This window comes from Bradyrhizobium macuxiense, from assembly GCF_007993935.1.
Classification (GTDB): Bacteria; Pseudomonadota; Alphaproteobacteria; order Rhizobiales; family Xanthobacteraceae; genus Bradyrhizobium; species Bradyrhizobium macuxiense_A.
Genome location: NZ_VITY01000012.1, coordinates 268,839 through 286,308, shown reverse-complemented (window position 1 = coordinate 286,308; position 17,470 = coordinate 268,839). Strand labels below are relative to the sequence as shown.

Below are 17,470 nucleotides of genomic sequence, written 5' to 3'. Positions count from 1 at the left end.
CAATTGAAGAATCGCGTGAGAGACGTGCCATGACTAGCCCAACGAACAGTCCAGGCCGGGTGATCAGCTTCGTCAACGCCGCCCATTTCATCGATCACTATGCGATGCTGATCTTCGCCGCCGCCGTCATCATCATGGGCCCGGCGCTCGGCATGGCCTATTCGGAACTCTTGCCCTATGCGACCCCCGGCTTCATCGCCTTCGGCGCCGGCTCGCTGATCACGGGCTGGCTCGGCGATCGCTGGAGCCGCCGCCATATGATGGTGATCTTCTTCGTCGGTATCGGTCTGTCGATGATCTCGGTCGGCTTCGTGCAGACGCCGCTGCAGCTCGGCGCCGCGCTGCTTTCGATCGGCATCTTCGCCTCGATCTATCATCCGGTCGGCACCGCGATGATCGTGTCCTATGCCGAGAAGCTCGGCGCCCAGATGGGGATCAACGGCGTCTGGGGCAATCTCGGCGTCGCCTCGTCGGCGCTGGTCACCGGCGTGATCGGCCAGTATCTCGGCTGGCGCTGGGCCTTCATCGTGCCCGGCACCGTCACCGTGCTGATCGGCATCGCGTTTGCGATGACGGTGGTGCATGAGGACCGCAAGGGCTCCAAGCAGGCCGCAGCGCAGGTGCGCGTCGCCAAGGAAGACATGTGGCGGGTGGTGCTGTCGCTGCTGATCGTGGTGATCGCGATCTCGACCACGTTCAACGCGGTGACCGTGGCGCTGCCGAAATTGTTCGCCGAACGGCTCGCCGATCTGACCAGGAGCCCGGCGCTGCTCGGCGTGATCGCGGCCGGGGTCTATGTGTTCGGCGCCATGACGCAGTACACGATCGGCAAGCTGCTCGACCGGTATTCGCTGAAGACCGTGGCGCTGCCGCTGTCGTTCCTGCTGGCGCCGTTCCTCTATCTCGCGGCAAGCCTGTCCAATCTGCCGCTGATCGTGGTCTCGATCGGCATCGTGATGGGTGCGTTCGGCCAGGTCACGGTGAACGACGCCATGGTCGGCAAGTACACGACAGAGGAATGGCGCTCGCGCGCCTATGCGGTGCGCTATTTCGTCGGCTTCACCGCGGCGGGCGCCTCCGTCGGCCTGGTGGCCTGGCTGTATGACCAGGGCGGCTTCTCGATGATGCTGCGCGCGTTCGCGGCGCTGTGCCTTTTGGCAATCGCAGCCGCGATCATCCTGCCGCGCGAGATCCGCACCCCCGCCACGCAGGCGGGTTGACCTGCTGACGGTTTGCCGCAGCAACGCGAGCTGAAATAAGCCATAGCGCCATCCGCCACGCGCGGATGGCGCTTTTTCGCGCAGCGCACAATTGCGCCGCAAACTTTGTCCGGACCGGGTGGTGTGATACGCTACAACCGGGCCCGAGGGCCGAGGCGCCGGTTGCGCCGATCACTGCCTTTTGTGGTTCGTGGAGCAGCCAAAGCCATGGGCGAAATTCGCGACTTCAAATCCGGCAAGCCGGGCAAGCCACCGCCCGGCGAAGCGATGCCGCGGCGGCTCGCGGCGATCGTGGTCGGCGATATCGCCGGCTACAGCCGGCTCATGCAACTCGATGAAGAGGGCACGCATACGCGCGTCAAGCGGACCGAGCGTGATCTTATCGAGCCCACCATTGCCGAGCACCATGGCAAGCTGGTCAAGACCACCGGCGACGGCTTCATCGCGATGTTCGACAGTCCGGTCGAGGCGGTCCGGTGCAGCATCGTGATCCAGCAAAACATGATCGGCCGCAACGCGGCGATCGCCAGAGATCACTGGATCGAGTACCGGATCGGCGTCAACCTCGGCGACGTCATCATCGAGCCAGACGATGTCTATGGCGACGGCGTCAATGTCGCCTCGCGCCTGGAAGGGATTGCGGCGCCGGGTGATGTCTTCATCTCAGGCGGCATCTACGAGCAGATCAAGCACAAGATGGTCTGCGGCTACGAATCGCTCGGCGACAAGAAGGTGAAGAACATCACCGATCCGATCCGGGTCTACCGCGTGCTGCCGGACGCTGCTGCGTACCAGAGGACGCGCAGGCGCCGCGAGTCCATCCTGCTCACGCTGCTCGGATTGGCGGTCGCGATCATCGCGGGAGGCGTGCTGTGGTACCTGCTCGCGCAACCGCGCAGCAAGCTGGCCGAATTGGTACAGGCGCCACCGTCGCCGGCGACGTCGCCTGCCGTGCAGCAGCCGGCGCCAAGCCAAAGTTCAAGCCAAAGTTCAAGTCCGGTCCCGGCGGCACCGACACAGCAGGCGTCGCCGCAACCGGCGCCTGCCGCGAGCCCGGCTCCGGACGTGCCGGCCCCCGAGATGGTGTCGCTCAAGGGCGGCAGCTTCTCGATGGGAAGCAATGACGATCCGTCGGAGCGGCCGATCCGCAAGGTGACGGTCAGGCCGTTCGCCATGGGCAAATACCCGGTCACCGTGCGGGAGTGGAATGCGTGCGCGGCGGCCAAGGCCTGTAGCTTCACGGCTAGCGGCAAGGACGACGTTCCGGTTACCAATGTGAGCTGGAGCGACGCGAAGCAATATGTCACCTGGCTCGCCGAGCGCAGCAAGAAGCCCTACCGGCTTCCGAGCGAAGCCGAATGGGAATACGCGGCGCGTGGCGGATCGCAGTCGAAATACTGGTGGGGTGATCAGATGCAGCCGGGCCACGCCGGCTGCAAGGATTGCGGCGGCGACAGTACAGCCGAACAACCGGTGAAGGTCGGCAGCTTCAAGCCCAATTCGTTCGGTCTCTACGACATGGGTGGCGGGGTCGATCAGTGGGTCGAGGATTGCTGGCACAGGAATTATCAGGGTGCGCCGGACGACGGCGCGGTCTGGACCGGAGGCGACTGCGCCTCCCACGTCATTCGGTCCGGCTCCTGGAAGAATGACGCGCGCTATGTCCGTCCGGCCAATCGCGACAATTACGACACCAACGTTCGCTACCCGACCCACGGTTTTCGGATCGCGCTGTCTCCCTGAGAGATCGTCTGCAATCGCCGGGTTTCATGGAGGGGCTATGAGAAGTGCAGGCTTGATCATGCTCGCTGCGGCACTGACGGTGCTCGCGAGCCCGGCCGTCGCGCAAAACAAGCCGGCAGGGAAAGACACCAAGCTGTATTTCATCTGGCCGCACAACGGAGCGACACTCAAGGGATCGTTCGTGTGCCGCTTCGGGCTGCGCAACATGGGCGTCACCCATGCCGGCGACGACTATCCGAATAGCGGCCATCACCATCTTCTGGTCGACGTGGACGAGCCGCTCAATCCGAATGAGCCGATTCCGTCGGACAAGTCTCATCTGCACTTCGGAGCGGGCCAGACGGAGACACAGCTCGATCTGGCGCCCGGCAAGCATACCTTGCAGCTGGTGCTGGGCGACGCCAAGCACTATCCGTTCAACCCGCCGGTCGTCTCCGAAAAAATCACCATCCGCGTCAAATAAGCCGATACGGATAGCTCCCTTGCGCGAAGCACGGCTTGCGCAAGGCGGCCTCGTGCGGTTTGTTGCGCGCCGCCGGTCACAAGGCCTGCTGTGAGCAAGACCCGGCCTGGAGGACGTCCGATGTTGTCGCGACTGCTGCGTCTGGCTGGCCTCGTTGTGGGAGTGATTGTGATGGCCGCATCCGCCAATGCCGACGCCTTGAAGGATCAGATTGCGCCGACCGGAAAGCTCCGGGTCGCGATCGCGATCAGCCCGGCGGGTGGCGCGTTCTGGTCGACCAAGACCGAGAGCGGTTATGCCGGCGTTCCCGTCGATCTCGGCCGCGAGTTGGCCGCGCAGCTCGGCGTCCCGGTCGAATATGTCGTGCACCAGAATTCCGGCCAGATCACCGATGCCGCGGCCAAGAACACCTGGGACATCACCTTCCTGCCGAGGGATCCCGAACGCGAGACCAAGATGACGTTCGGGCCGATCTACGAGGTCGCCGACGCGACCTATATCGTCAAGCCGGGCTCGACGATCACCAACTTCGCCGCGCTGGACCAGGACGGCGTCAAGGTTGCCGCCGTCAACGCCACCACCACGATGCGGGGCGCGATCGCGCATCTCAAGCACGCCAAGGTGACGGGCTATCAGACCTATGACGAGATCTTCAATCTCCTGAAGAACGGCGAGATCGACGCGTTCGCATTGTCGCGCGATCAACTCAACGCGATGGCCAAAAAGATCCCGGGCAGCCGCGTGCTGGACGAGACCTTCAAGCAGACCGTCACCGCGGTCGCGGTGCCGCTCGACCATCCGCTGGCTGCGGCGTTCGCCACCAAGTTCATGACCGATGCGATCGCCAACGGCACACTGCGCAAGGCCTACGACAATAACGGGCTGAAGGGCTCGCCGGTCCGGATCGAGGTGAAGTGAAGAGCGGCGCGTATCGACTCTGTCGTCCGTCATCCTGAGGTGCGAGCGGAGCGAGCCTCGAAGGATGAATCGGCCCCGCTGGTGGCCGTCGATCCTTCGAGACGCCGCTTCGCGGCTCCTCAGGATGACGGGGATGGAGAGGAGCGGGTCCCTTGGGCGACAACTGGGCAAGCTGCACAAATCGGCGGCATCGTGCCGGTCTGCTCCCGTGCCAATTAGCTAAACAATTGTATTAAAAAGACTTTTCGACCCTGATGCGGCCGTCTCCGCTTGGCACATCCATTGCTTTTGCTAGCACCAGTCAATGACGACTGCCGTCCTCCGGATCGCCCAGGCCAGTGCTGGCCGAGGCGAGGGGATCAAGGCGCCCGGCCCGGGCGCCTCGAGCAATCGTTGCATCCCCATCTCCCCGGACGGACGAGCATTTCTACCAACCCGCGTCGCTTCCGGCAGGCAACCGGCGCGGCCGAATTGCGCAAGGGGAATTTACGAATGGCCTATCTCGCACCGTCCGAATTCGTCACCAAGATGGTGGACGCCGGTGAATCCAAGATCTTCATGTCGACCCGCGACACCGTGATCCGCGCATATATGGCCGGCGCGATCCTCACGCTCGGCGCCTGGTTCGCTGTGACCATCAACGTGAACACGGGGCAGCCGCTGATCGGAGCGCTGTTGTTTCCGGCCGGCTTCGTCATGCTTTATCTGCTGGGCTTCGATCTGCTGACGGGCGTGTTCGTCCTTTCGCCGCTGGCGCTGCTCGACAAGCGTCCCGGCGTCACGCTCGGCGGCGTGCTGCGCAATTGGGGGCTCGTGTTCGTCGGCAACTTCCTCGGTGCGCTCACCGTGGCGTTCATGATGGCCTTTGTCACGACATTCGGCTTCACACAGGAGCCCGACAAGGTCGGCATGACGATCGGCAACATCGGCGAGAGCCGGACGCTCGGCTACGCCGCGCACGGCGCGGCCGGCATGGCGACGCTGTTCATCCGCGGCATGCTGTGCAACTGGATGGTCTCGACCGGCGTCGTCGGCGCCATGATCTCGACCACGGTCCCCGGCAAGGTGATCGCGATGTGGATGCCGATCATGGTGTTCTTCTACATGGTGTTCGAGCATTCCGTGGTGAACATGTTCCTGTTCCCGTCCGGCTTGATGCTCCACGCGAAGTTTTCGATCGTGGATTACCTGGTCTGGAACGAGATCCCGACCGTGCTCGGTAATCTGGTCGGCGGTCTCGCCTTCACCGGGCTGACGCTCTACACCACGCATGTGAAGACGGCGCCGAAGCGCCAGCGCCTCGCGGCTTGATCCTGGCCGGCTGATGGGGCTCTCCTGTCACGGAGGGCCCCATTCGCTTTGGGACGGTCAATGCCGCGCGCGCTGAAAATATCGGTCGGGCAATTCTCTGATCAGGGCCGCAAGGACACCAATCAGGATTTCCACGGCGTTCTGATCCCGGGCGAACCGCTGCTCGGCCTGAAGGGCATCGCCGCGGTGCTCGCCGACGGCATCTCCTCGAGCAGCGTCAGCCGCATCGCCGCGGAGTCCGCGGTCAAGAGCTTCCTGACCGACTATTACTGCACGTCGGAATCCTGGTCGGTGAAGACCTCGGCGCAGCGGGTGCTGGAGGCGACCAATTCCTGGCTGCACGCGCAGACGCGGCGCAGCCAGAACCCCTATGACAAAGACAAAGGGTATGTCTGCACGCTGAGCGCCATGGTGATCCGGTCGACGACCGCGCATCTGTTCCATGTCGGCGACTGCAGGATCTACCGCGTCGCCGGCAACAGCCTCGAGCAGTTGACCAACGACCACCGCGTCGTGCTGTCCTCGCAGCAGAGCTATCTCGGCCGCGCGCTCGGCGTGAACCCGCAGCTCGAGATCGACTACCAGAACCTTCGGCTGGAGCGCGGCGACACCTTCCTGCTGGTGACTGACGGCATCTACGAGCACGTCCCGGCGCGGCAGCTGGCGAAGACGATCAGGGACGGTGCTGCCGACCTTGATGCGACAGCGAAATCGATCGTCGAGCAGGCCTTTGAAAACGGCAGCCCGGACAATCTCACCGCGCAGATCGTCCGGATCGACGAACTCCCTGACGGCGATGCCAGCGAGGTGTTCGGCCGGCCCGCCGAGCTGCCGCTGCCGCCGCTGCTCGATGCACGGATGCTGTTCGACGGCTATCGCATCGTGCGCGAGCTGCACGCATCGCACCGCAGCCACATCTATCTCGCGGTCGACGAGGAGAGCGGCACGACCGTCACGATCAAGATCCCCTCGATCGACCTGCGCGACGACGGCGCCTATCTGAAGCGCTTCATGATGGAGGAGTGGGTCGCCAAGCGCATCGACAGCCCGCATGTGCTGAAGCCGTGGCTGCCGCAACGCAAGCGCAATTTCCTTTACGTCGCGATGGAATACATCGACGGTCAGACCCTGACACAATGGATGATCGACAATCCTGCGCCGTCGCTTGAGACGGTGCGCGACATCACCGAGCAAATTGCAAAAGGACTGCGCGCCTTTCATCGCAAGGAGATGCTGCACCAGGACGTCAGGCCCGACAACATCATGATCGACGCCACCGGAACGGTGAAGATCATCGATTTCGGCTCGACGCGGATCTCTGGAGTCGCGGAGGCGGCGCCGGCGGGCGTCGAGGATATTCTGGGCACCCAGCAATACACTGCGCCGGAGTATTTCCTCGGCGAGGGCGGCACCGCGCGCTCCGACCTGTTCTCGCTCGGCGTCGTCACCTATCAGATGCTGACCGGCCGCTTGCCCTATGGCGCGCAGATCGCGCGCGCCCGCACCCGCTTCGACTTCAACCGGCTGGTCTATCGCCCGGCCGCGCATCGCGGCCGCGAGATTCCGAACTGGGTCGACGGCACGCTGGAGCGCGCCGTGCAGGTCAATCCGCTCAAGCGCTACGACAGCTTTTCCGAGTTCCTGTTCGACCTGCGCAATCCCAACGCAAAATACCTGACGACGTCATCGACCCCGCTGATCGAGCGCAACCCGGTGCTGTTCTGGAAGTCGACCACGCTGCTGCTGGCGCTCGTCGTGGTGCTGCTGCTGGCCTATGGCGCGCATCATTTGCGGTAGGGAGTCCGCCTTGCAACGCGAAGTCCCGTCATCCTGAGGAGCGCGCACTTGCGCGCGTCTCGAAGGATCGACGGCCACTGGCCGGGCCGTGCATCCTTCGAGACGCGCTGCGCGCTCCTCAGGATGACGGGGAAAGAGCTGGGGCGGGGAGAGAGCTAGGTGGCTGAGCTCAATGCGTCGCGCCGCCCGCAATCGGATCCAGCCCGCTCTCGACCAGCGCGTCGCGGGCATCTGATGAGGCGAGGAAGCTGATCAGCGCCTTGCCGGCATCGGGCTCTTTTGAAGCGGTCGCGATCCCGGCGGAGAACACCGTGATCTTCTGCAACGGCTCCGGCAGAGGGCCCACGATGTCGATGCCGGCAACAGGCTTGAGCTCGGAGATCTGCTGCAGGCCGATCTCGGCCTCGCCGTTGGCGACGATCTCGCCGACCGGGGTTGCCGGGATCATCCGCGCCTTGTCCTTCATCTGGTCGGCGATCCCGAGCTTGCCGAACATCTCGGTCGAGACATAGACGCCGCTGGCGCTGTCGGAATACGCGACCGATTTTGCCGCCAGCAGCGCCTGCTTGACGGTGTCGGCCGAGCTGATGTCCGGCCTCTGTGCGCCTGATTTCACCGCGATGCCGATCGGCGACTTCACGAGGTCGACGCGGCTGTCGGCCACGACCTTGCCCTGCTTGATGAGATCGCCCAGCGCATAGCCGACCATGATCAGCACGTCGGCCGGCTCGCCGCGCGCCAGCCGCACCGGAATGGCGTTGGTGGTGGTGCCCATCGACGGCCCGAAAGCGGTCACCACCTTGTGCCCGGTCTTGCGCTCGAACTCCGGCACCAGCGCCTTGTAGGCCGCGGTCAGGCCGCCCGAGATCATGACATGGACCTCTGCGGCGGATGCGGCCGACGTGAAGGCGAGGGCGCCGATGACGGCGAGCGTAAGGGCACGGAGGGCGGTGGCCGATCGCATGGAGTTTCTCCCTGGACGATTCTTGGCAAGCGGGGTCGTCGTGGCCGGGGAGACTACTGCGCGAGGGGATGCGTGGCTAGCCGCCACTCGTCATTGCGAGGAGCGTAGCGACGAAGCAATCCATGGCTCCGCGCATGCGGGGCGATGGATTGCTTCGCTTCGCTCGCAATGACTGGAAGAGAGCGCCGTCACGAATTCACATGCACGAAATCGCGCAGCAGCGGGTAGATCTCGTTGTTCCAGCGCTTGCCGGAAAACACGCCGTAATGGCCGACGCCGGCCTGCATGTGGTGCACCTTGCGATAGGTGCGCACGCCGGTGCAGAGGTCCTGGGCGGCGAGCGTCTGGCCGATCGAGCAGATGTCGTCCTTCTCGCCTTCCACCGTCATCAGGCCCATGCGCCGGATCGCCGCCGGGTTCACCGGGCGGCCGCGATGCATCAGCATGCCCTGCGGCAACAGATGCTCCTGGAACACGTCGCGGACCGTCTCGATATAGAACTCGGCCGGCAGGTCCATGACCGCGAAATATTCGTCATAGAAGGTCTTGATCACCTCCGCCTTGTCGGTCTCGCCCTTGGCGAGATGGTCGGCGAGGTCGATGTGCTGCTTGATGTGGCGCTCCAGGTTCATCGAGACGAACGCGGTGAGCTGCACGAAGCCGGGATAGACCTGACGCAACGCGCCCTTGCACTGCATCGGCACGTAGTTGATCAGATTGTCCTCGAACCATTTGATCGGCTTGCTCTTGGCGAATTCGTTCACCTTGGTCGGCTGAATCCGTGTGTCGATCGGGCCGGCCATCAGGGTCAGTGACGCCGGCCGCGCCGGATGATTGTCTTCCGACATGATCGCGGCCGCCGCCAGCGCCGACACCGAGGGCTGGCAGATCGCCACCATATGCGCGCGCGGGCCGAGCTGGGCGAGGAAGTCGATCAGATGGTCGGTGTAGTCCTCGAGCCCGAAACGCCCCTTGCTGCGCGGGATGTCGCGCGGATTGTGCCAATCGGTGATGTAGACGTCGTGGTCCTGCAGCAGCGTCTTCACGGTGCCGCGCAGCAGTGTGGCGAAATGGCCGGACATCGGCGCCACCAGCAGCAGCCGCGGCTGCTCCGGTCCGTCCACCTTCCTGAAATGCAGCAGCGAGCCGAACGGCGTCGCATAGGCGACCTCCTCGGCCACCTGCAATTCCCTGTTGCCGACGGTGACGCTGCCGATGCCGTAGTCGGGGCGGGCGTAGCTCAGGCTGGAGCGGGAGATCAGCTCCAGCGCGGCGGCGAGCCGGCCGAAGGTCCGGCCCGAGGTCCCCCGCGGCACCAGATTGAGATAGCGCAACGCCGCCGCGGCGCCGGTCCGCCACGGCGCCGTGAGGTCCATATGGTTCTGATAGGCCTGGTACAGCATTGACATCATACGCATCCACCCGGTGGTCCGGTCTGCCAAGCAATATCGAGGCCAGAGGCCGGCGGCCTGCCCGGCAAATTGGCACGTGGCTTGCTGCGAAAATGACCGGCTCCCGGGGGCGCGGCGGTTGGACCCGTGCGCAGGGCCCTGGAGCTAAGGACGCGTAAGAGCGTGAGGGACCGATATGGCGAAGGCGACACTGACCATCAGCAGCAAGAACTACTCGTCCTGGTCGCTGCGCGGCTGGCTGCTGGCGAAATTCGCCGGGCTGGAGTTCGAGGAGGTGGTCACCGCGCCCGACGACCCCTCGGCGCGGGCCGAGCTGCTGCTGCTGTCGTCCTCGATCCTGGTGCCCTGCCTGCGCCATGAGGGCGCGACGGTCTGGGATACGCTGGCAATCGGCGAGTATCTCAATGAGATCATGCCGCATGCCGGGCTGTTGCCGGAGGACCGGGTCCAGCGTGCGCATTGCCGCTCGATCTCGGGTGAAATCCATTCCGGCTTCACCACGCTGCGGTCGTCGCTGCCGGTCAATCTCAGGGGGTATTTTCCCGGCTTCAAGATCTGGTCGCGGGCACAGGCCGACATCGACCGCGTCTGCACCATCTGGGCCGATTGCCTCGGTAAGTCCGGCGGGCCGTTCCTGTTCGGCGAACGCCGCACCATGGCGGACGCGATGTATGCGCCCGTCGTGACCCGATTCATGACCTATGACGTCAAGCTCGACCCGCTTCTCGCGGCCTATGCCAGGACCATCATGGCGATGCCCGAGATGCAGGAATGGATCGAGGCCGCGAAAGCCGAGCCGGCCGATGTCGAGGAGCTCGAGGTCGAATATTAGGCAAGCCGCGCACGCGGCCTGCCTGCGCCGGCGGCTCAAGCTCCAGGCAAGCCTTGCTCAATCGACGTGCCACAGGCGTCAGGCATTGGGTGCTGCGCGGCGATCGAGCGCAGTGCGCGCCGAACGCAAATATGCGCCTCGCGCCAAATGCTTCCGTCGCGATATCAGCGCACGGCGAGACCGATCGCCGCAACGTGGCCGGGGTGGCAAGGATTTCGCATAGCAATATGCGAGCTGTGACCGCGACGATGCGACGCTGCCGAAAATTTGGACGCCGAGCCCCGCCGCGATCTCGCGAACACGAGAACCGTGGAGGCTTGAAATGAACCAGCACGCCGTCGTCAGCAAATTCTCCCACGTCAAACCCGGTGACACCGAGTTCAAGGGCGGAGGTCTGCGCGACTTCTTCCTGTATCGCGATCTCGGTATTGCCGATGCCACCAGCGGGCAGGTGATCTGCCATCTGGTCAAGGCCAATCCCGACCTGCCGCCGGAGCAGGGCACCGGCTGGCACAAGCATCTGTGCGACTTCCAGATCGTCATCATGACCAAGGGCTGGGCGCGCTTCATGTATGAGGACAAGGAGACGCTGGTCGAAGCCGGCGACGTCATCCACCAGCGGCCCGGCATCACGCACTACCTGTTCGATTACTCGAAGGACATGGAATACCTCGAGATCGTCAGCCCCGCCGATTTCAAGACCGTGGATGTGCCGCCGGCGACCGAGACCGTGCCGCCGATCACGCCGTGGAAATGATCGCCAAGCAGGATCAGAGAGGGATCGCAAATGTCGTCTGCGGAAGAATTAACCTTTGTTGTCGGCCGCTGGCTGCGGCCGATCGTCATGCTTCTGTATGTGGTGCGCCGGCTCGGGCTGCTGACCACATCTAGCCGTGAACATCGGAGTACGCTGCTCAATCAGTGATTCGGACGCGGTTCGTTCCATCCGCGTTCCAAATCTTAAGGCGCACTGCGCGCGCGTCGCGTTTTGAAACAGCACGCATGGTCCCGGAAGGACCATGCGCAAGGATGGCGCCTGATCGGCTCAGGCCAGGCCCGGTTGCTTCTCGCGCGGCTTGCGCCAGGCGATGACGTTGGCTTCCAGCGCGCCGCCTGTCGTGTCATTGCGCCACTGGCCGTCGACGAAGCGGCAGGCGAACGGCAGCTGATACGTTCCGCTGTGATCCTCACAAAGCACTTCCACGCGTTGTTCCGGCGAAGGTTCGCCATTGCCATCGAATTGCGCCAGCCGTTTTTCGCGCGTTGCCATGCGATCTGTCTCCACTGCCCAAGGTCGAGCCAAAAGGGGTCGAACCAAACAAAGTTCCGAAGGCCCCCGTCCCCACGAGTAGTCCCCGTAATGGGTGCAGCACACCGCTCGAATACGGTTTCAGTGTGGTATGTCTGCCCAGCTTTCAGCGTCGCGAGCACAAAACTGTGAATGACGCGTTTGATGGGGATGCCGATGATCGCTCGTTTCGCTCTTGTCCTGCTCATGCCGCTTGTGCTCGGCGTCGTCGGAGCCGCGCATGCGCAGGACGTTCCCGGCATCGAGATCTGCACCGTCGAGAAGACGATGGAGCGGCGCACCAGCTGCCTGCAGAGCAATGTCGATTTCCTGCAGAAGACGATCAGCAAGCTCACAACGGATCATCAGCAGAAGCTCGACGCCGCCAACCGGCACATCGACAGTTTGAAGAGTTCGCTCGCCGGTTTGCAGAAGCTCGTCGCCGATTTGCAGGCGGCGCAGGTCAAGCTGGCCGAGGATATGAAGAAGAAAGCCGACGCACCGCCGGCGAAGGATGCGGCGCCTGCGGCAAAGGACGGGACAAAGTAGCACACCGTCATTGCGAGGAGCGAAGCGACGAAGCAATCCATGCCACCACACGCGGCACTATGGATTGCTTCGCGGAGCCTGTCATCGGGCGCGCGTTCGCGCGACCCGTTGGCTCGCAATGACGCGGAAAGAGCCGGGGCTCTTCAAGCCACCCGATACTTCTCCATCACGTCGCGATCCGGCTCGTAGCCAAGCCCGGGGCCCTGCGGCACGGCGACGTGGCCGTTGGCGTCGACGTCGATGCGGTCGCCCCACAGGCAGGCGGGGCGCTTCATGAAGAATACCTCAATCAGCCCGGCGTCGCGGATCGCCATCAGATGCAGCGTGGCGAGGAAGCCCGGCCCGAAATAGGGCGAGTGCGGAATCACCTGGACGCCGAACTCGTCGGCAAGCACGGCGACGCGCAGGAATTCGGTGACGCCGCCGACCTTGATCACCGACGGCTGCGCGTGACTGACTGCGCCCGCGGTCATCATCTGGCGGAATTGATGCACGGTGCAGGCGTTCTCGCCGGCGGCGATATCGAGCCGGCCTTCCCTGCGCACTTCCGCGAGCGTCGCAAAATCCTCGGGTGGCCAGACCGGCTCCTCCAGGAACATCGGCGCGGCCTGCTTGCAGTCGCGGGCGAACTGGATCGCGGCCGGTCCATCCAGCGGGCAGTTCATGTCGACCATCAGCGGCACGGTGGGGCCGATCGCCTCGCGCGCGGCTGATACCGCAGGCACGGTGGTCTCGTGCAGCTTGATCGCGGAATAGCCAAGCTTGATCGCCTTCTTGCATTCAGCGGCGATGTGCGCCGGGTTGCCGATCCGCATCAGGCTCGCATAGGCCGGGATCGTGTTGCGCTTCGCGCCGCCGATCAATTGATGCAGCGGCACGCCCTTCACCTTGCCGGCGAGATCCCACAGCGCGATGTCGAGCGCCGAGATCGCAAACATCGTGATGCCGTAGCGGCCGAACAGATGCAGATTGCGCTGGATCTGCTCCATCGCGGCGGGAATCTGGGCGGCGTCCGGCACCTCGAGGCCGCGGGCCTGCGGCGCGATCATCTCGGCCACCGCCGCGCAGCTCGTCTTCGGACAGACATAGGCGAAGGCATCGCCCCAGCCCGTCAGGCCGGCATCGGTCGACACCTCGACCAGCACCATATCGAGCGCCGAGATCGCGGATGCGCCCTGGCGGAAGCTCGCCGGGCCTGCGTCATAGGGAATGCGGATATGGTGGGCGCGGACGTCGGTGATTTTCATTGTTGTTGTCCTTCCGATCGCAGGAGGGGCCGCAAGCGCGTGATTGCCGGACACTCTAGCCCAACTACGGCGAGCTCGCGCGCGGCTTTGCTTAGGTTCGCCTGGGTTCCAGCCGTTGCAAGTCTGCTTGTGACGAGCCTTGCTTGCAAGAATCTTGCGCGTGACAAGAATCTTGCGCGTGAATCGTGTCGAAGGCGTGGATGCCCGGCGGCCGGGCACCATGAAGCCCAAAGTTGTGGAGGAAAGCCCGCAAGCGCGATGAGATGGGGGTGAATCATCATCGCGCTTTGGCTCATTGTTTGAGCATGACCTTTCCGGAAAACCGCTTCACACTTTTCCGGGTCATGCTCTAGCTGCTCTTCTCGCCGCTCATGACGGGGCCGAACCGCTCCCAGCTCTCGCCCTTGAAGCGCATCATCTGCAACTGCTCGATCGGTGCGTAGTCGTCCGGCCCGGTCTTGATCTTGGTGCCGGGCAGATAGATGCCGATCTCGAAGTTGAGGCTCGCCGCCTGCTTCATCAGGTTGTCGCGGGTGAGGTTGTCGCCGCATTGCCGCAATACCTGCTCCAGCCCTTTGGCGACGCCGTAGCCGAACACGGTCGAGGCGTCGTTCTGGTCGCCCTCGGGATACCACTTGGTCATGAACGCGCGCCACTCGTTCATGGCCGGATCGTTCTTCCACTCGTGATCGGCAGGATCCTTCAGGTACTGGGTCGAGAGGATGTCCTGGCTCGCCTCATAGCCGGCCGGCTTCATCACGCCGCCGATCGAGACCGAGACGTTGGTGAGAAACTGGACCGGATGCCAGTCGAGCTCGGCGGCCTTCTTGATCGCCTGCGCCGCGAATTTCGGCGTCGCGATGTTGACGAAGATGTCGGGGTTGGCGCCCTTGATCTGCACGATCTGCGAATCCACCGTCGGCGACGTGGTCTCGTAGGAGGATTCGACCACGATCAGTTTCTTGGCTGCATCGCCGAGCCCCTCATGCAGGCCGATCAGATAGTCCTTGCCGAAATCGTCGTTCTGGTAGAGCACGCCGATGGTCTTGCCGGGATATTTCTGCAGGATGTATTTGGCATAGATGCGCGCCTCGACCTGGTAGCTCGGCTGCCAGCCCATGGTCCACGGAAAATTCTTCGGATCGTTCCACTTGGCGGCGCCGGTGGAGACGAACAGCTGCGGCACCCTCTTGGCGTTCATGTATTTCTGGATCGCGGTGTTGCCCGGCGTGCCAAGCGGATTGAAGATCAGCAGCACCTCGTCGCTCTCGACCAGCTTGCGGGCCTGCTCGACCATCTTCGGCGGGCTGTAGCCGTCGTCGTAGGAGACGAAGTTGACCTTGCGGCCGTTGATGCCGCCCTCGCTGTTGAGCTTGTTGAAATAGGCCGCTTCCGTCTTGCCGATCGTGGCATAGGCGGATGCCGGGCCCGAATAGGGCATGATGTTGCCGACCTTGATCTCGGTGTCGGTCGCGCCCGGATCGTATTTCTTCTGGGCGTTGGCTGCGCCGGCGACGGTGATCGTCAAAAGTCCGGCAAGCGCCGCTGATGCGACGCAGTTGGCATAGCTCAGGCGTTGGTGGTGCATCATTGTCCTCCCTGACATGCTGGCCGCGGCTCGTGCAGTCTTGATTTTCGGGCAGCTTGATGAGCCGTCGGATCGATGCAACCGCGAGTATGCACGATTGCAACGCTGTTGCCAGCGACGGCTTTGGGTTAAAATTTCGCTGAGCGGAACCGAGGTTTCACCGCGCGCAGCAAGGACTGTCAAATGCCGCGCGTCGCGGCCATGCATGATGCCCGCGCTTTGCAGGAAGGCCGTCGTCCATGAATCCAGCCCAGAAGGCGCTTTGGTACATCGAAAGCCACCTGCGCACGTCGCTGACGCTCGATGATATCGCTGTTGTCGCCGGGGTCTCGCGCTTCCATCTGGTGCGGGCGTTCGCGGAGGCGACCGGGTTTTCGGTGATGCGCTACGTGCGGGCGCGCCGCCTCAGCGAGGCCGCGCGCGAGCTTGCGGCCGGTGCGCCCGATATTCTCACGCTCGCGCTGGATGCGGATTATGGCTCCCACGAAGCATTCACCCGCGCGTTTCGCGACCATTTCGGCGTCACGCCGGAAACGGTGCGCGCGACGACGTGCCTGACGACGCTCAAGCTTCAGGAGCCGATCACCATGATCTCGACCGCTCTCGATCATCTCGATCCGCCGCGCATCGCGACCGGCGAGGCCTTTCTCGTCGCCGGCGTCGGGGAGCGCTACAACCACGCCAACGACAGCACGGCCGGCATTCCGAACCAGTGGCATGGCTTCCACCAGCAATACGCGCATATTCCCCGTCAGGTCGGCAATGGCGCCTACGGCGTCGGCTGCAACGGCGACGATGCCGGCAATTTCGACTACATCGCGGGCGTCGAGGTCGCCGATTTCTCCGACTTGCCGCGCGAGTTCGCGCGCGTCCGGATCCCGGCGCAGAAGTACGTGGTGTTCACCCACGCGGACCACATCTCGACCATCCGCCGCACGGTCAACACGATCTGGAATCGCTGGTTGCCGCAATCCGGCATGAAGGTCGCCGACGCGCCGAACTTCGAGCGCTACGACGAGAGGTTCGACGCCTCGACCGGCGTCGGCGGGCTCGAGATCTGGGTGCCGGTGAAGGAGTAGCGGCTTGTGTGGTGGTTACGCGGGAGGCGAGACGTGCGGGAGACCCCTCAGATGAAAGTCGACAGATACGAAAGACCCGTTGCCATGAGCGATCCGGGGCGTCACGCCGCTCTGTTCGATGGCCTGCCGCGAGGGCCCAGTGCGCTTGCGACGACGGTGCAGGGTCTCTTGATCCATCAGCACATCGCCCCGGCCTATGGGGTGACGGTCGGCGGCGACCGGCAGGCGCAATCCCAGGTCCGCGCCGTCGAGACCATGCTGGGTGAGATCGTGGCGCGCGACGCCCGGCCGCTTGCCGTGGCACGTGCCGTCACCGAACGGCAGGTCGGTGTGTGCAGGCACTTCACGCTGCTTCACGTAGCGATGTTGCGTACGGAGGGCATTCCGGCGCGCGCCCGTTGCGGGTTTGGCGCCTATTTCGAGGCGGGAAAATACCTCGACCATTGGGTGACGGAGTACTGGAACGAAGACAGGAAATGCTGGGTCTTGTTCGATTCCCAGATCGACGATCGGCAGCGTGAGCTGTTCGGGATTGGCTTCGATGCGGCGGATGTGCCGCGAGATCAGTTCCTGGTCGCCGGCGATGCCTGGTCGCTCTGCCGCGCCGGGAGCCGTGACCCGAGCGCCTTCGGCATCCTCGACCTGCACGGTCTTTGGTTCATTGCGGGCAATCTCGTCCGCGACATCGGCGCGCTGAACAATCGCGAGATGCTGCCGTGGGACGTTTGGGGCGCCATGCGCATGCGGGACAGCGAACTCGATCTCGCCTTTTTCGACCGGCTGGCAATCGTCAGCCGTGAGCCCGATACGCACGTCGATGAACTCGCTGCGCTTGATCGCGATGAGCGGGTGCACGTTCCCGGAGCCGTGTTCAACGCCGTGCTCGACTGCGTGCAGGGCGTGTAGCTGAGGGGCGCGGACACGCCGGATTTCGAGATCGAGGGCCGGTGAAGGAGCAGCGGGGAAGGCCCGTGCCCGCACCGCAAATTCGATGTCGTCCCTGCGAAAGCAGGGACCCATAACCACTGGTGTTGATGGTTGAGCGACGTCGGAACGACG

17 protein-coding genes are annotated in these 17,470 nt (G+C 63.9%); 12 read left to right on the top strand and 5 right to left on the bottom strand.

Annotated features, from left to right (window positions below; all coding sequences use genetic code 11):
* Window positions 1-29: 29 nt before the first annotated feature.
* The 6 genes from FBZ93_RS29445 (at window position 30) to FBZ93_RS29420 (ending at window position 7,452) form a co-directional block, all read left to right on the top strand.
* Window positions 30-1,220, top strand: a complete 1,191-nt coding sequence (locus tag FBZ93_RS29445; RefSeq protein ID WP_146990817.1) for an MFS transporter — start codon at window positions 30-32, stop codon at window positions 1,218-1,220.
* A 207-nt stretch (window positions 1,221-1,427) separates the two neighbouring features.
* On the top strand, window positions 1,428-2,963 hold the full coding sequence (locus tag FBZ93_RS29440) for an SUMF1/EgtB/PvdO family nonheme iron enzyme (protein ID WP_146990815.1): 1,536 nt from the start codon (window positions 1,428-1,430) through the stop codon (window positions 2,961-2,963).
* A 37-nt stretch (window positions 2,964-3,000) separates the two neighbouring features.
* The gene (locus FBZ93_RS29435; RefSeq protein WP_146990813.1) at window positions 3,001-3,426 is read left to right on the top strand and encodes a DUF4399 domain-containing protein; all 426 of its coding nucleotides are present in this window, start codon (window positions 3,001-3,003) and stop codon (window positions 3,424-3,426) included.
* Window positions 3,427-3,597: 171 nt separating this feature from the next.
* Window positions 3,598-4,344: a transporter substrate-binding domain-containing protein gene (locus FBZ93_RS29430; RefSeq protein ID WP_146990811.1), complete on the top strand. Its 747-nt coding sequence runs from the start codon at window positions 3,598-3,600 to the stop codon at window positions 4,342-4,344.
* A 492-nt stretch (window positions 4,345-4,836) separates the two neighbouring features.
* The gene (locus FBZ93_RS29425) at window positions 4,837-5,655 is read left to right on the top strand and encodes a formate/nitrite transporter family protein (RefSeq protein ID WP_076865713.1); all 819 of its coding nucleotides are present in this window, start codon (window positions 4,837-4,839) and stop codon (window positions 5,653-5,655) included.
* A 60-nt stretch (window positions 5,656-5,715) separates the two neighbouring features.
* A complete protein-coding gene (locus tag FBZ93_RS29420; RefSeq protein WP_146990810.1) occupies window positions 5,716-7,452 on the top strand; it encodes a bifunctional protein-serine/threonine kinase/phosphatase in 1,737 nt (578 codons plus the stop codon).
* 169 nt (window positions 7,453-7,621) lie between these two features.
* Here the strand turns inward: FBZ93_RS29420 and FBZ93_RS29415 are convergent, their stop codons facing one another.
* Both FBZ93_RS29415 and FBZ93_RS29410 read right to left on the bottom strand, forming a co-directional pair.
* Entirely contained in the window at window positions 7,622-8,416 is a 795-nt protein-coding gene (locus FBZ93_RS29415) for a substrate-binding domain-containing protein (protein WP_146990808.1), read from the bottom strand.
* Between the two features lie 188 nt (window positions 8,417-8,604).
* Window positions 8,605-9,828, bottom strand: coding sequence for a polyhydroxyalkanoate depolymerase (locus tag FBZ93_RS29410; protein WP_146990806.1), 1,224 nt, complete (start codon window positions 9,826-9,828; stop codon window positions 8,605-8,607).
* A gap of 175 nt (window positions 9,829-10,003) precedes the next feature.
* Between FBZ93_RS29410 and FBZ93_RS29405 the strand changes: the two genes are divergently transcribed.
* The 3 genes from FBZ93_RS29405 (at window position 10,004) to FBZ93_RS40810 (ending at window position 11,585) form a co-directional block, all read left to right on the top strand.
* The gene (locus tag FBZ93_RS29405; protein ID WP_146990805.1) at window positions 10,004-10,660 is read left to right on the top strand and encodes a glutathione S-transferase; all 657 of its coding nucleotides are present in this window, start codon (window positions 10,004-10,006) and stop codon (window positions 10,658-10,660) included.
* Between the two features lie 322 nt (window positions 10,661-10,982).
* Window positions 10,983-11,417 (top strand): cupin domain-containing protein, encoded by a 435-nt coding sequence (locus FBZ93_RS29400; RefSeq protein ID WP_146990803.1) that lies wholly within the window; start codon window positions 10,983-10,985, stop codon window positions 11,415-11,417.
* Between the two features lie 30 nt (window positions 11,418-11,447).
* Complete coding sequence (locus FBZ93_RS40810) at window positions 11,448-11,585, top strand: hypothetical protein (RefSeq protein ID WP_167529259.1); 138 nt, start codon at window positions 11,448-11,450, stop codon at window positions 11,583-11,585.
* Window positions 11,586-11,705: 120 nt separating this feature from the next.
* On the opposite strand, the gene FBZ93_RS29395 is transcribed toward FBZ93_RS40810, so the two are convergent.
* Entirely contained in the window at window positions 11,706-11,930 is a 225-nt protein-coding gene (locus FBZ93_RS29395; protein WP_146990801.1) for a hypothetical protein, read from the bottom strand.
* A gap of 195 nt (window positions 11,931-12,125) precedes the next feature.
* Here FBZ93_RS29395 and FBZ93_RS29390 point away from each other — a divergent pair, with 195 nt between their 5' ends.
* Window positions 12,126-12,497: a hypothetical protein gene (locus FBZ93_RS29390; RefSeq protein ID WP_146990799.1), complete on the top strand. Its 372-nt coding sequence runs from the start codon at window positions 12,126-12,128 to the stop codon at window positions 12,495-12,497.
* Window positions 12,498-12,640: 143 nt separating this feature from the next.
* Here the strand turns inward: FBZ93_RS29390 and FBZ93_RS29385 are convergent, their stop codons facing one another.
* Both FBZ93_RS29385 and FBZ93_RS29380 read right to left on the bottom strand, forming a co-directional pair.
* Window positions 12,641-13,744 carry a mandelate racemase/muconate lactonizing enzyme family protein gene (locus tag FBZ93_RS29385; protein WP_146990797.1) on the bottom strand — a complete coding sequence of 368 codons (1,104 nt, stop codon included), beginning with the start codon at window positions 13,742-13,744 and terminating at the stop codon, window positions 12,641-12,643.
* 349 nt (window positions 13,745-14,093) lie between these two features.
* Window positions 14,094-15,335 carry an ABC transporter substrate-binding protein gene (locus FBZ93_RS29380; RefSeq protein WP_146990795.1) on the bottom strand — a complete coding sequence of 414 codons (1,242 nt, stop codon included), beginning with the start codon at window positions 15,333-15,335 and terminating at the stop codon, window positions 14,094-14,096.
* 236 nt (window positions 15,336-15,571) lie between these two features.
* Between FBZ93_RS29380 and FBZ93_RS29375 the strand changes: the two genes are divergently transcribed.
* Entirely contained in the window at window positions 15,572-16,411 is an 840-nt protein-coding gene (locus FBZ93_RS29375) for an AraC family transcriptional regulator (protein ID WP_146990793.1), read from the top strand.
* 84 nt (window positions 16,412-16,495) lie between these two features.
* Entirely contained in the window at window positions 16,496-17,317 is an 822-nt protein-coding gene (locus tag FBZ93_RS29370) for a transglutaminase-like domain-containing protein (protein WP_208764077.1), read from the top strand.
* Window positions 17,318-17,470 lie beyond the last annotated feature (153 nt).

What these genes read in the sequence shown, in the direction of transcription:
- FBZ93_RS29445 (WP_146990817.1), top strand. Translation starts at nt 30, where the DNA reads ATGACTAGCCCAACGAACAGTCCAGGCCGGGTGATCAGCTTCGTCAAC.
- FBZ93_RS29440 (WP_146990815.1), top strand. Translation starts at nt 1,428, where the DNA reads ATGGGCGAAATTCGCGACTTCAAATCCGGCAAGCCGGGCAAGCCACCG.
- FBZ93_RS29435 (WP_146990813.1), top strand. Translation starts at nt 3,001, where the DNA reads ATGAGAAGTGCAGGCTTGATCATGCTCGCTGCGGCACTGACGGTGCTC.
- FBZ93_RS29430 (WP_146990811.1), top strand. Translation starts at nt 3,598, where the DNA reads ATGGCCGCATCCGCCAATGCCGACGCCTTGAAGGATCAGATTGCGCCG.
- FBZ93_RS29425 (WP_076865713.1), top strand. Translation starts at nt 4,837, where the DNA reads ATGGCCTATCTCGCACCGTCCGAATTCGTCACCAAGATGGTGGACGCC.
- FBZ93_RS29420 (WP_146990810.1), top strand. Translation starts at nt 5,716, where the DNA reads ATGCCGCGCGCGCTGAAAATATCGGTCGGGCAATTCTCTGATCAGGGC.
- FBZ93_RS29415 (WP_146990808.1), bottom strand. Translation starts at nt 8,416, where the DNA reads ATGCGATCGGCCACCGCCCTCCGTGCCCTTACGCTCGCCGTCATCGGC.
- FBZ93_RS29410 (WP_146990806.1), bottom strand. Translation starts at nt 9,828, where the DNA reads ATGATGTCAATGCTGTACCAGGCCTATCAGAACCATATGGACCTCACG.
- FBZ93_RS29405 (WP_146990805.1), top strand. Translation starts at nt 10,004, where the DNA reads ATGGCGAAGGCGACACTGACCATCAGCAGCAAGAACTACTCGTCCTGG.
- FBZ93_RS29400 (WP_146990803.1), top strand. Translation starts at nt 10,983, where the DNA reads ATGAACCAGCACGCCGTCGTCAGCAAATTCTCCCACGTCAAACCCGGT.
- FBZ93_RS40810 (WP_167529259.1), top strand. Translation starts at nt 11,448, where the DNA reads ATGTCGTCTGCGGAAGAATTAACCTTTGTTGTCGGCCGCTGGCTGCGG.
- FBZ93_RS29395 (WP_146990801.1), bottom strand. Translation starts at nt 11,930, where the DNA reads ATGGCAACGCGCGAAAAACGGCTGGCGCAATTCGATGGCAATGGCGAA.
- FBZ93_RS29390 (WP_146990799.1), top strand. Translation starts at nt 12,126, where the DNA reads ATGATCGCTCGTTTCGCTCTTGTCCTGCTCATGCCGCTTGTGCTCGGC.
- FBZ93_RS29385 (WP_146990797.1), bottom strand. Translation starts at nt 13,744, where the DNA reads ATGAAAATCACCGACGTCCGCGCCCACCATATCCGCATTCCCTATGAC.
- FBZ93_RS29380 (WP_146990795.1), bottom strand. Translation starts at nt 15,335, where the DNA reads ATGATGCACCACCAACGCCTGAGCTATGCCAACTGCGTCGCATCAGCG.
- FBZ93_RS29375 (WP_146990793.1), top strand. Translation starts at nt 15,572, where the DNA reads ATGAATCCAGCCCAGAAGGCGCTTTGGTACATCGAAAGCCACCTGCGC.
- FBZ93_RS29370 (WP_208764077.1), top strand. Translation starts at nt 16,496, where the DNA reads ATGAGCGATCCGGGGCGTCACGCCGCTCTGTTCGATGGCCTGCCGCGA.